A 13388-nucleotide genomic window follows, 5' to 3' on the forward strand; every position below is an offset into this window, starting at 1 on the left:
AATAGTTGGGCTTGCCCCTGCGAACATAGCACGTTGCCGGATCCTTTTTTTTTATTTATTCAGATAGTTTCTTGCACTTTTAAATGTAAGAAATTGTCTATTTTTTTTCGTTTTTTTGCTCATTGTTGTATTACTATGTTATAATGTTATAAATTGAAAGGGTTTACAAAGGTGAACACATGAAACGACAAGCCGGTTTCTTATGTCCTTTATTTTCAGTTCCAGGTAATCAAGGAATTGGGGACTTAGGAAGAAAAACAGAAATGATGATTGATTACATTTCACAGGCAGGATATTCATTTTGGCAAATTCTTCCCTTACAAATCACAGGGTGGACACATTCTCCTTATCAAGCTTTATCAAGTTATGCCGGGGATCCGATTTATATTAACTTAGATCGTTTAGCTGAAATGGGTTTAATAACACAAAGTTCGGTAGTGAATTGCAACAAGTTTAAAAGCTATGTAGATTACGATGAAGTACGAGCATTTAAAGAAGTGTATTTTCAACGAGCGTTTCGTACTTTCAAGAAAAACTTCACGTCTTATCAAAAAGAATACAATGAATTTAAAAAAGAAGCTTTTTGGTTAGATGATTGGGCTATTTTTAAATTGTTCCGTGATTTACACGATAATTTGTCTTGGAATGAATGGGATGATGAATATCGTAATTACCCACAAACAAAAGAAGTTGATTTAGATGAATATCAAGATGAATTGCTTTATATTAAATTTCTACAATTCATATTTTATAAACAATTAGATGACATTCGTAATTATGCACATAGTAAAGGTGTAAAGATTATGGGCGATGTTCCTTTTTATGTCGATTATGACAGTGCGGATGTATGGACTAATAAAAAAGATTTTCTTTTATATGAAGATGGCTCTCCAAAATTTATTGCGGGATGTCCACCGGATTATTTTTCAGAAACTGGACAAAGATGGGGTATGCCAATCTATGATTTTGAAAATCAAGAAAAAGATGGCTTTACATTCTGGTGTAACCGAATGAAATGGACTCATCGTTGTTATGACATGGTAAGAATCGATCATTTTAGAGCGTTTGATACATATTGGAAGATACCTGCTTCCTGTCCTACCGCTGTTTACGGTGAATGGATCCTTGGACCGAGTGATAAACTCATTCAGGCAATATTAGATGCCGTGCCTGGTATTGAGTTAATTGCTGAGGACTTAGGTGATATTCGTAAAGAAGTGATAGAATTAGAAGAGAAATTTGATATTCCGGGTATGGATGTAGTATTATTTAGAATGGAACCAAAGTTATTAAAGAAACCATCAAAACGAAATGAGGTTATTTATACGGGAACCCATGATAATGCGACAGTGAATCAGGCATACCAAAATTATTCTAAAAATCAGCGCATTAATTTACGTCGTTTCTTTAAAAAACAAGGATATGATCATCGAAATTTTAATGATTTAGTCTGTCATTATGTTCTTGATTCTAATGCGGATGTTGCTGTACTTCCAATTTGGGATATATGTGGCTTTAAACAAGAAGCTCGTATTAATCTACCGGGAACATGTTCAAATGACAACTGGACTTGGAAGTTAAAAGATTACAAGAATTTCGAAGATGAAATGATGAAGACAAGGGAATGGATTTTATCATCAAATCGAGGAGGTAGTACAATTGAAAAATAATCGATTAACAAAGCGTGAATGCGATATCATGGAAATTTTATGGCATAGCGAAGAACCTTTATTGGCATCAGAAATTAAAGATCAAAATGATGAATTGAGCATTTATACAATTCAACAAGTTTTGAAGCGTTTAATGAACATGGGGTTTGTTGAAGTCAGTGGAATTGGATATAATAAGAAATCCATAGCTCGTAAATTTAAACCAGCCATTTCCGAAGCACAATTCATTCAAAATACTGTGGATGAAAAAATCGGTCGTGAATTCACTTTGAATTTCGTATCTCAAACCAAAGATAAAGAATTGATTAATGAACTTCAAGAAATTATTAATCAAAAGAAAAAAGAACTTGAATAGTCTATGACTATTCATTTTTTTTGTATGGAATTAGTAAACTTTTTGTTTAAAATATTGTATTCTGAAAATTTTTTTGTATAATAAATGTGTTTTTATTAAACAATTTGTTTACTACTACAAAACAGGAGGACTTTATGGAGATTGGAAAGAAAATCAAAGAACTAAGATTACGAAACAATCTGACATTGGAAGAACTCGCAAGCCGGTCTGAATTGACGAAAGGTTTTTTATCGCAAGTAGAACGTGATTTAACGAGTCCAAGTATTACCACCCTAGAAGATATTCTAGAAGCACTGGGAACGGATTTAGCTCATTTTTTCTCAGAAGAAAAAAATGTTCAAGTTGTGTTTCGTCAAGCGGATTTTTTTGTAGATGAAAAAGAAGATTCGATGATTGAATGGATTGTTCCTAATGCTCAAAAAAACCAGATGGAACCCATTATCTTAACATTAAAACCCAAACAACAATCACAAGAAATGACGAGTTTCAATGGAGAAGAATTTGGGTATGTGTTAAGTGGCTCGGTTCACTTAGTAATAGGAACAAAGTCATATAAAGTAAGTAAAGGGGAAACGTTTTACTTAAATGGCAAAGAATCTCATTATTTATTTAATTATACCAATAAAGATGCACGTATTTTATGGGTTACAACCCCACCGATGTTTTAGAGAGGTTTTATAATGGAGAAGAAGAAAATAATTGAATTTAAAAATATCACAAAGGATTTTGATGGACAAGTTGTTTTAAAAGGAATTGACTTAGATATATATGAAAACGAATTTGTGACTTTATTAGGACCAAGTGGTTGTGGAAAAACAACATTACTACGTATTTTAGGGGGATTTATTGAACCAAGTGGAGGACAAGTCATTTTCGATGGTCAAGACATCGCCAAGCTTCCTCCTTATAAACGAGAATTAAATACCGTTTTCCAAAAGTATGCGCTTTTTCCGCATATGAATGTATATGACAACATTGCCTTTGGACTAAAAATCAAAAAGATGTCTAAAGACGTCATTGATCAAAAAGTTATGAAAATGTTGAAATTAATTGGATTAGAAGGATACGAAAAGAAAAATGTTACGTTAATGTCTGGTGGACAACAACAACGTGTTGCCATTGCTCGTGCCTTAGTAAATGAACCAAGTGTATTATTATTAGATGAACCACTAGGGGCATTGGACTTAAAACTAAGAAAAGAAATGCAGTATGAATTAAAGCGAATCCAACAAGAAGTAGGAATTACTTTTATTTTCGTTACCCATGACCAAGAAGAAGCACTAACAATGTCGGATAAAATTGTCATTATGAAAGATGGAGAAATCCAACAAGTTGGGTCTCCAGAAGACATTTATAATGAACCAGTGAATCGCTATGTTGCGAGCTTCATCGGAGAAAGTAACATTTTACCAGCGGTTATGTTAGAAGATAAAAAAGTGCGTTTCGATGATATTACATTTGATTGTGTAGACGTAGGATATAAAGAAAATGAAAATGTAGATGTCATTATTCGACCAGAAGACATTGATATTGTGCCAGTGGAACAAGGAAAAATGACAGGAACTGTGGAAAGTGTATTATTCAAAGGAGTACATTATGAAGTTATGGTGGAAACAGTACCTGGAACTCATGTTACGGTAAATATGCATGTTCGTAAACACAATGAAGTCACAAGTGAAGATGGACATGAAAAAATCAGTGCCAATGATTTCTATTTAGACATTGAAGATATGAAAGATATTGATGATAAAGAAATTATTGCGCGTGCGGATGCCCAGGCCTGGAATCCGCAGAGTGATGAATATCTTTCTATTAAAGTGGAAACAAATTTAAAAGAAGAATTAGGAGAATATTCGGTTACGTTCTCAACTGGAAAAACATCAATTACTCGTAAAATATGGGTGATTGATCAACGTGTTATCAAAAATAAAAAAGCTAATGAAGCCATTAGTGCGTTCAACTTCTTTAAAACAGTCGATGAAATCAAAGAATCAATGGCTTTAGATACAGATTTAAAACTATGGGCCAATGCGCAAGCATGGAAATTAAATGATGAAAACCAAGCTGTGGATTTAAGTGTTGACTATGACTTTGATGAAGAAAACATTAAAGAAGGAGTTTATAAAGTTACGTTCTGGACAACAGGTCGTGTCTTTAAAATTCATACTACGGATTATGTAGAGGAAGGAAAAGAAGTCGGTTTAACTTTCTTCCCTGAAGATATTCATGTAATGGAGAAAATGGGATTCTAATGAAAAAGTTTTCCAAATTAGCGTATCCATATATTATTTGGGCACTATTAATGTTGTTGCTTCCGATGTTGTTGATTGGATTCTATTCAATCATTAGACCCGGAAACGACATAGTGCCATTCACAATGACTCTAGAATATTATAAAAAGTTCTTTACCGACAAAGACTTCTTACTTGTTTTATATCGTTCTATTGTGATTGCCGTTAAAACAACAATTATATGTTTGTTGATTGGATACCCGGTTGCTTATTTTATAAGTCGCTGCAAAGAAAAAGTTCAAAACATTTTAATTCTATGTATTACTTTACCAACATGGATCAATATGTTAGTTAGAACCTATGCCTGGATTGGAATTTTATCAAAAGGTGGATTGGTTTCAACGATATTGGCATTCTTTGGATTCGAAGATGTGGAATTATTGTATACCGAAGCTGCTGTATTAATTGGTATGGTTTATAACTTTTTACCATTTATGATTCTTCAAATTAATACATCTCTATCCAAAATGGATAAATCATTATTAGAAGCAAGTTCCGATTTAGGGGCAGATAAGAAACAAACCTTTATTCGTGTTGTCTTCCCATTGTCTTTACCAGGAGTAGTTAGTGGAATCACATTGGTATTCTTACCTGCTGTTAGTTCATTCTTCATTCCTAAGTTATTAGGAGGAGGAGAGTTCTTCTTAATTGGTAATGTGATTGAAAATCAATTCATTACCGTGGGAGAATGGAACTTTGGATCGGCAATTGCCATCATTATGGCCTTCTTAATGATGTTCTTAATGATGTTAGTTCGTAAATTGGAAAATAGAACAGCACAAAAGGAGGACTAACATGAAAAAAGAAAAAAGAATTTTTGGAAAAATCATGATGGCACTTGTAACAATCTTCTTTTACTTGCCTATTATTTTCATGATTGTGTTCTCTTTTAATGATAGTAAATCATTAACTCATTTCACTGGTTTCTCACTTCGTTGGTATCAAACGATGTTGAAAAGCCACGATATGATGGAATCATTATATGTAACCATTGCCATTGCCTTATTGGCGACAATTATCGCAACTATCGTGGGAACCATTACAGCTATTGGTCTTTCAAGTTCGAAAAAAATACTAAGAAAACTAGTAACACAAATTAATGATTTTCCTTTAATGAATCCAGATATTGTGACGGCAATTGGATTAATGTTGTTGTTTATTACATTTAAAGTGGAAAAAGGATTTGTGACAATGTTGTTAGCGCACATTGCCTTCTGTATTCCATATGTGATATTAAGTGTTACTCCTAAAATACGATCGTTGGATCCTAACTTAGCCGATGCAGCTATGGACTTAGGAGCAACGCCTACGCAAGCGCTTGTAAAAGTTATTATTCCACAAATTATGCCCGGAATTATTTCAGGTGCTTTAATTGCTTTTACAATGTCATTTGATGACTTCATTATTTCGTATTTCACAACAGGAAAAGGAGTCAAAAACTTAAGTATTATGGTTTATACAATGTCTAAGCGTGTAAAACCAAGTATCAATGCGATTTCAACACTTGTGGTCGTATTAATTACCGGAGCTTTATTGATTTTAAATCTGTGGCCAATGTATCGCGAAAAACATCCTAAAAAACCAGGAAACAATAAGAAAACAGCGATTGTTTCTGTGATTGTAGTTTGTGTCATAGCTTGTTTGGTATTCTTTAAAGATTCGACAACAGAAAAACCATATGCCGGACAAACACTTCATATTTATAATTGGGGAGAATATACGGGAGAAAATATTATTAGTGATTTTGAAGAAAAAACAGGAGCTAAAGTTGTCATGGATAACTTTGATTCCAATGAACAAATGTATATCAAAGTTGCGAATAATGAATCATATGATTTATTAGTTCCAAGTGATTATATGATTGAAAGATTAATTCAAGAAGATTTATTAATGGAATTAGATAAAGAACGTGTTCAAGATGCTCTAGATTTATGTGTCGATGATACCGTTAACTTATCGTATGATCCAGGAAATAAATATTCGGTTCCTTATTTCTGGGGAAGCGTAGGAATTGTGTATGATAAAACAAAAGTATCTGAAGCAGAGTTGGAGCAACAAGGATGGAATATTTTCTTAAATGAAAAATATAAAGGTGATATTTATTTATATGATTCTGAACGTGATTCGTTCATGATGGCTTTAAAGGCATTGGGTTATTCAATGAATACAACCGATGAGACAGAAATCCAAGAAGCATATAATTGGTTGATTCAGTGTGTTCAAACAATGGAACCAGAAATTGTAACGGATGAAATCATTGATAATATGGCCCAAGCTCGTAAATCAATTGGATTGGTTTATTCTGGAGATGCAGCTTATATCATGTCAGAAAACGAAAACATGGGATATTATGAACCAAAACAAGGAACAAATATCTGGTGTGATGGTATGGTTATTCCAAAAAATGCCAAGAACGTTGATTTGGCATATGAATACATTAATTTTGCCACAGAATACGATGGAGCCTATGATAATTCAAGTTATGTAGGCTATAGTTCAAGTAATGAAGAAGTATTATATAATCTTGCACAAGGGGATTATGAAGGTATTAATGCGTATCTTCCTCGTTCGGGATATGCCAAAGATGAACATTTCAAATACAATGAAACGACAAAGAAAATCATGTCGGATTTATGGTCTCGTGTTAAAATTGTCGCTTCGAATTCATAGGTGTCTAAGGGCACCTTTTTTTTATTGTCTAATGACATTTATGATGATAAAATGAAAAAGTCGTTTGGACTTAAAAGTATCTTTAAAGGAAATTTATAATGAAAAATGTATTAAAAGAAATGGAAAAACGGAAGAAACGAAAGAAGATTTGGAAGAAAATTGGAATGGTTTCTTCTTGTGGTGTTGTAGTGGCAACAACTATTGCCCTTATGGTACCGGCTTCGACTTTAGAAAGCCAAGCTTATTGTGGAATGGAAGAACATACTCATAATGAAGATTGTTTTGAAACCATTTTATGTTGTGAAAAACAAGAACATCAACATAATGAAGACTGCATTGAAATAACACAAGTTTTAAATTGTGATCAAGATCATGAACATAGTGAAGATTGTTTTATTATTCAAGAAAACTACATTTGTTCTCAAGAAGAACATATACACGATAATACTTGTTACGAGGAAAGATTAATCTGTGGACAAGAAGAACATGTTCATGAAGGAATGTGTTATTCCAATCCCTATGCGGATTTAGAAACAAGTGCAGATTGGGAGAGTACATTAAAAAATATTGAACTTACAAATAATGAAGCAACTGATTTAATTGCCATTGCCCAAAGTCAATTAGGCTATACAGAAAGTGAAAATAATTTTATCATTGATGAAACAGGAAGATATAAAGGAGTTACACGCTATGGTACTTGGTATGGCGATGCTTATGGTGATTGGTGTGCTATGTTTGTTTCTTTTTGTTTAAATTATGCCAATATTGATTTTCCTAAAGAAGCAAATTGTCAAAAATGGATAGAACAATTAACAGAAAAGAATTTATATAAAGAAGAAAATCCTAAGATAGGAGATATTATTTTCTTTGATAATAATCAAGACGATATTTCAGATCATGTAGGAATTGTCTACAACATAGAAGATGATTTTATTGAAACGATTGAAGGAAATAGTGATGATCGTGTTCAATATGTGAAATATGAAAAAGAAGATGAAAGAATAAAAGGATTTGGGATTCTTCCAGAACATAAAGAAGAAATTCAAGTCACAATTTATAGTGATGCCTCTTATGAATCCGAATTAGATACAACCAATCAAATCACAATTAAAGGAAATTTCCAACCTGAAACACAAGCAAAAGCATATCCAGTTTCTTTAGAATTAGAAGATGAAGATGTTGTATGTGCTTATCATATTGATGTAGATGATGAACAAAGTATTGATGAAGTTTATATCACTCTTGATGGAAACCAACAACAAGCACAAGCGATTATCAATGATAAGACAAAGACAGAGCAACAAGAAGTAATCTATGCCCTAATACAGGAAAGAAGCACAATATTGGCAGGTAAATATGGAAATAAAACATTTGCGATTAATACGCAAAAGAATGCCTTTACTAATGATTCAACTTATGCGAATTACTACAATGACAATAGTCCATTAGGTGTAGCGGGTAGTTTCCATATTGTGGCATTTAATGAAGCACGCTTAGGTGCCCATACCAATGGAAATGTATTAGCTAATAAGTTATATGCGAATTCGAACTTTGGTACAAATAACTATGAACATGAATTATCGTATGTCCAATCTTATGTAAACATTAATTCAACAAGTGCATCAAAAGAAAATCACATTCTTGTAGTAGGTAGTGATAATGTCATGGGCTTAGTGGACAACAATAATGCTTTAAGTGTTAATGGAACAAAAATTGATAAACCGTATACAATTATTCAAGATGAAGATAGCACAACGAATCCATTTATTGATTTATATCAAGTAGAAGCTGAAATCAATAGTCTTTCAACTCGTTTAAGTAATATGGAAGCTGGTAAAGTTACAGCTAATTTAAGTGATATGAACAATCGTTCTTTCGTATTAACGGAAGCAAATTCAGTGGGTGTTTACAATATGACAGCCGAAGAACTAAATAATTTAAGTTCCAATCCTTTAAAAATGATGGGATTTAAGAGTAATTGTCAAGGAGCCATTGTCATTAATGTGGATTGTACCAATGTTTCGAGTGTCACTTTACCAAGTGAAGCGGCTATCTATATTGATGGAATCCAACAATCTATCAATGAAACCATTGATTTTACAGCTGGAAAAGTCATTTGGAATTTTGTGAATGCAGCAGGTAAGACAATCAGTACCAATCGCATGACAGGTATGGTTATTGCACCAGGGGCAACGGTAAATATCCAACAAAACTTAAATGGTACAGTTGTTGCCGAAAATGTAAATGTAAATGCAGAAAGTCATCGTACAGATTTTACTGGAACCATTGTGGATATTCCTACATCTAATAATGGAATTGGATTTGGAGTTATTGCCGTAGATAAAAATAACTATAGTAATACTTTACCAGGAGCTACATTTAGTCTTAAAAAATATGATCCAACTACTAATTCATATACAGAAGTTGGAAAGTATGTTTCTAATAATGATGGAGTCGTTGAAATTACAAATAATATTGAATGGAACATCGCCTATGAATTAGATGAAGTTACTTCACCAACTGGATACGATGAAAACGATACCGTTTATGAGTTTGTGTTTGAAGATGGAACAGGAACAAGTAAGAAACCAGAAGGTTTTACAGGAGAAACTCATAAACAATCCCATATTCAATATGTTCCTCATACTAAAGATGGACCAGAGGAAGATGATGACGACTATTCTTTACCAGAAACCGGTGGAATAGGAAATGGTGTTATCTATGGATTAGGTGTTTCCTTAGTTTCTATGACAAGTGCAATTTTATATAGACGAAAAAGAAATGAAAATTAAAGCAAAAAGAGGTTAGTATTACTGTTTTAGTAATAAAACCTCTTTTTTGATAAATAATTAATAATAAAACAAAGATAATCTTTTTCAAAATACAATGAATCTTCTTAACTTAAAACACTAAACAAAAATACTTTTTTTCATGTATAATTAGAAAGTATGAGTATATTAACAGTAGAAAAATTAAGTCATTCTTTTGCCGGGCGTACTATTTTTGAAGACGTGAGTTTCCGTTTATTAAAAGGAGAACACGTTGGATTAGTGGGAGCCAATGGAGAAGGAAAAAGTACCTTTATGAATATTTTAACGCGTCATTTGGAACCGGAATCCGGTAAGATTCAATGGTCTAAAAACGTTAAAGTTGGTTATTTAGACCAACATACGGTTTTAGAAGAAGGTCTTACAATTCGTGATACTTTGAAAATGGCGTATGCGGATTTATTTGAAATTGAAGAATCAATTAATCAAGATTACATGAAAATGGGCGATGAAGACATTGATATGGATGCATTGCTTGAAGACATAGGAACAAGACAGGAGTATTTAGATCAACATGATTTTTATTTAATTGATTCAAAAATTGAAGAAGTCGCAAATTCCTTAGGAATTAGTGACTATGGATTGGATCGTAGTGTCAATGAATTAAGTGGAGGACAGCGTTCTAAAGTCTTATTAGGAAAGTTGCTTCTAGAGAAACCGGATATTTTACTATTAGATGAGCCTACAAACTATTTAGACGTAGAACACATTAATTGGTTAAAAAACTATTTAAAGAATTATGACAATGCCTTTATTTTAGTAAGTCATGATATTCCGTTCTTAAATGAAGTAGTCAATGTGATTTATCATGTACAAGCACCGTATTTAACGCGCTATGCTGGGAATTACGATGAATTTGAAAGAGTCTATGAAATTAAGAAAAAACAATTGGAGTCGGCTTATGTTCGCCAACAACAAGAAATTGAAAAAATGGAAGATTTCATTGCTCGCAACAAAGCCCGTGTCGCAACACGTGGAATGGCCAATTCTCGTAAGAAGCGTTTAGATAAGATGGAACGCATTGAATTGATTAAAGAAAAACCAAAGCCAGAGTTCCATTTCTTAATGGGGAAAACACCTTCTAAATGGATTTTTGAGGCTAAGGATATTGTGATTGGATACGATCGTCCTTTATCAAAACCAATGACGATTAACTTAGAAAAAGGAAAGAAAATCGCGATTTGTGGTGCCAATGGATTAGGAAAAAGTACTTTAATTAAAAGTTTATTAAAGAAAATTGATGTCTTAGATGGATCGGTACAAAATGGCGATAATCTTCAAATTGCGTATTTCCAACAAGAAGAAAAAGCTCCTTCGCTTTCTTGTATCGATGATTTATGGAATACATTCCCATCTTGGACGCAATACGAAATTCGTAGTGCCTTAGCGAAGTGTGGACTTACAACCGATCAAATTGAAAGTATGGTCTATGTTTTATCAGGAGGAGAACAAGCGAAGCTTCGTTTGTGTAAGTTAATGAACAATCCAAGTAATGTCCTAGTACTCGATGAACCAACAAACCACTTAGACATAGATGCCAAAGATGAATTAAAACGAGCATTGATTGAATATCCTGGAACAGTAATTTTAGTTTGTCATGAGCCAGAGTTCTATGAAGACTTTGTAGATGAAGTCTGGGATATGAAAGAATATGCGCTAAAATAAGGAGACAAGAGTATGGATGAAAAACTACAAGCTGAATTAATTAAAAAAGGTCGTGATTTTCTTCATTATGATGCCAGTGGAGAAGAATTTGTTTCGGATCAAATGAAAAAAATGCCGCAACCACCACTAGTAAAAGCACCAATGCGACAAGAAGCCATTGATCTTCCTACTGATTTTGAAAACTTAGATATGAACAATGACTTTAGAAGTGTAATCAATACAAGAAAAAGCAATCGTATTTATACTGATGAATCGTTAACACTTTTACAGTTGTCTTATTTATTATGGGCAACGCAAGGAATCAAATCCATTCGTGGAAAAAGCTATGCGACTATTCGTACGGTTCCATCTGGTGGGGCAAGACATGGATTTGAAACATATTTAGTAGTTCGTAAAGTAGAAGGATTAAAACCAGGAAAATATCATTATCTTCCTATGGGACATAAATTAGAGTATTTAGGAGAAATTGAAGACATTGAAAATGTGATTAATGACTCTTTAATTGGACAAGCATGGGCTAAGAAAGCTTCGGTTGTGTTCTATTGGTCTATTGTGTGTTATCGCAATGAATGGCGCTATGGAATCAATGCCCATCGTCCATTGACAATTGATGTTGGCCATGTAGGAGAAAACTTATATTTAGCTTGTACAGCTTTAAAAATTGGTACATGTGGTGTAGCAGCTTATGACAACAATGTTTGTGATCCTTTGTTTGAATTAGATGGAAACGAAGAATTTATTATGTATACTTCACCAGTGGGAACAATTAGTGAAAAAGACATTGAAAAAGAAGATGATATCTATTCTTTCGTGAAGGAACAAGGACTATGAATTACAACGAAATCTTAGATCAAAGTCGTCCTTACATGGGAAATGTATGTAAATCATGTCCCGTTTGTAATGGAAAAGCATGTGGAAATAGAATTCCTGGACCTGGGGCAAAGGGTTCAGGTACAGTAGCTATGCGCAATTACGATGCGTGGCAAGATATTTATTTAAATATGGATACGTTATGCGAAAACAAAACAGTTGACACAACGTTTGAAGTATTTGGACATACGTTTAAATATCCTATTTTTGCTGGTCCTGTAGGAGCAGTAAATAATCACTATGGTGATTCTTATAACGATGTCAGCTACAATAAAGTCTTAATTAAAGGCTGTAAAGAAGCTGGAATTTTAGGTTTTACCGGAGATGGTGTAAATCCCGATATCATGGTTAATTCTTGTCAAATAATCAAAGAAAATGGCGGAATGGGAATTCCAACAATTAAACCTTGGCATAAAGATACATACTTTGAAAAGCTTCAATATGCCCTTAATTCGAATTCCATTGCCATTGCTATGGATATTGATGCATCGGGGCTACCATTCTTAAAAAATGCCAATCCTCCTGCAGGAAGAAAAACGGTTGAAGAATTAAAAGAAATCATTGATCAAACACCGGTTCCTTTTATTGTTAAGGGTATCATGACCGTAAAAGGAGCCTTAAAAGCCAAAGAAGCAGGAGCTAGTGCTATTGTAGTATCCAATCATGGAGGGCGAGTTCTTGATGGAACTCCAGCTACAGCACAAGTATTAGAAGAAATCGTACAAGCTGTAGATGGGTCTATGAAAGTATTCGTTGATGGTGGTATTCGCACAGGACAAGATGTATTTAAAGCATTAGCACTAGGAGCGGATGGAGTATTAATTTGTCGTCCTTTTGTGAATATGATTTATGGAGCCCAAGAACAAGGAATTCAAGTCTATGTGGATAAACTCGCAAGTGAATTAAAAGATGCCATGGAAATGTGTGGAGCAAGTAGTTTAAAAGAAATTACTCGTGATATGGTTAGATGTCAGTAATGGCATCTTTTTTATTACGAAGTAAATACCACGCGCTATGTGCGTGGTACTGTACCTTTTAG

General features: G+C 33.5%; 10 protein-coding genes. All 10 read left to right on the forward strand.

The genetic code is table 11. From position 1 onward, the window contains the following. Positions 1-179: 179 nt before the first annotated feature. The 10 genes from malQ to ACI313_RS02120 all read left to right on the forward strand — a co-directional run bounded on the left by malQ (position 180) and on the right by ACI313_RS02120 (position 13326). Positions 180-1670 (forward strand): 4-alpha-glucanotransferase, encoded by a 1491-nt coding sequence (malQ, locus tag ACI313_RS02075; RefSeq protein WP_439755162.1) that lies wholly within the window; start codon positions 180-182, stop codon positions 1668-1670. Continuing rightward, on the forward strand, positions 1660-2025 hold the full coding sequence (locus ACI313_RS02080; RefSeq protein ID WP_320609039.1) for a BlaI/MecI/CopY family transcriptional regulator: 366 nt from the start codon (positions 1660-1662) through the stop codon (positions 2023-2025). The genes malQ and ACI313_RS02080 overlap by 11 nt, the downstream gene beginning before the upstream one ends. 134 nt (positions 2026-2159) lie before the next feature. Then, positions 2160-2693, forward strand: a complete 534-nt coding sequence (locus ACI313_RS02085) for a helix-turn-helix domain-containing protein (RefSeq protein WP_320609038.1) — start codon at positions 2160-2162, stop codon at positions 2691-2693. A 12-nt stretch (positions 2694-2705) separates the two neighbouring features. Beyond that, the gene (locus ACI313_RS02090; protein WP_320609037.1) at positions 2706-4277 is read left to right on the forward strand and encodes an ABC transporter ATP-binding protein; all 1572 of its coding nucleotides are present in this window, start codon (positions 2706-2708) and stop codon (positions 4275-4277) included. Next, positions 4277-5110, forward strand: coding sequence for an ABC transporter permease (locus ACI313_RS02095; protein WP_439755163.1), 834 nt, complete (start codon positions 4277-4279; stop codon positions 5108-5110). The genes ACI313_RS02090 and ACI313_RS02095 overlap by 1 nt, the downstream gene beginning before the upstream one ends. 1 nt (position 5111) lies before the next feature. Continuing rightward, a complete protein-coding gene (locus tag ACI313_RS02100; RefSeq protein WP_439755164.1) occupies positions 5112-6986 on the forward strand; it encodes an extracellular solute-binding protein in 1875 nt (624 codons plus the stop codon). 98 nt (positions 6987-7084) lie between these two features. Further along, positions 7085-9778 carry a choice-of-anchor A family protein gene (locus ACI313_RS02105; protein WP_320609034.1) on the forward strand — a complete coding sequence of 898 codons (2694 nt, stop codon included), beginning with the start codon at positions 7085-7087 and terminating at the stop codon, positions 9776-9778. 156 nt (positions 9779-9934) lie between these two features. Beyond that, a complete protein-coding gene (locus ACI313_RS02110; protein WP_439755165.1) occupies positions 9935-11479 on the forward strand; it encodes an ABC-F family ATP-binding cassette domain-containing protein in 1545 nt (514 codons plus the stop codon). 12 nt (positions 11480-11491) lie between these two features. Beyond that, the gene (locus ACI313_RS02115) at positions 11492-12310 is read left to right on the forward strand and encodes a SagB/ThcOx family dehydrogenase (RefSeq protein ID WP_439755166.1); all 819 of its coding nucleotides are present in this window, start codon (positions 11492-11494) and stop codon (positions 12308-12310) included. After that, complete coding sequence (locus tag ACI313_RS02120) at positions 12307-13326, forward strand: alpha-hydroxy-acid oxidizing protein (RefSeq protein ID WP_439755167.1); 1020 nt, start codon at positions 12307-12309, stop codon at positions 13324-13326. Before ACI313_RS02115 ends, ACI313_RS02120 begins: the two co-directional genes overlap by 4 nt. Positions 13327-13388: the final 62 nt, after the last annotated feature.

Origin of the sequence: Floccifex sp., assembly GCF_051873495.1 — a bacterium.
In the GTDB taxonomy this organism is placed as follows: domain Bacteria; phylum Bacillota_I; class Bacilli_A; order Erysipelotrichales; family Erysipelotrichaceae; genus Floccifex.

Coding starts and splice junctions, on each gene's coding strand:
- ACI313_RS02120 (WP_439755167.1), top strand. CDS start 12,307: ATGAATTACAACGAAATCTTAGATCAAAGTCGTCCTTACATGGGAAAT.
- malQ (WP_439755162.1), top strand. CDS start 180: ATGAAACGACAAGCCGGTTTCTTATGTCCTTTATTTTCAGTTCCAGGT.
- ACI313_RS02090 (WP_320609037.1), top strand. CDS start 2,706: ATGGAGAAGAAGAAAATAATTGAATTTAAAAATATCACAAAGGATTTT.
- ACI313_RS02105 (WP_320609034.1), top strand. CDS start 7,085: ATGAAAAATGTATTAAAAGAAATGGAAAAACGGAAGAAACGAAAGAAG.
- ACI313_RS02085 (WP_320609038.1), top strand. CDS start 2,160: ATGGAGATTGGAAAGAAAATCAAAGAACTAAGATTACGAAACAATCTG.
- ACI313_RS02095 (WP_439755163.1), top strand. CDS start 4,277: ATGAAAAAGTTTTCCAAATTAGCGTATCCATATATTATTTGGGCACTA.
- ACI313_RS02100 (WP_439755164.1), top strand. CDS start 5,112: ATGAAAAAAGAAAAAAGAATTTTTGGAAAAATCATGATGGCACTTGTA.
- ACI313_RS02115 (WP_439755166.1), top strand. CDS start 11,492: ATGGATGAAAAACTACAAGCTGAATTAATTAAAAAAGGTCGTGATTTT.
- ACI313_RS02110 (WP_439755165.1), top strand. CDS start 9,935: ATGAGTATATTAACAGTAGAAAAATTAAGTCATTCTTTTGCCGGGCGT.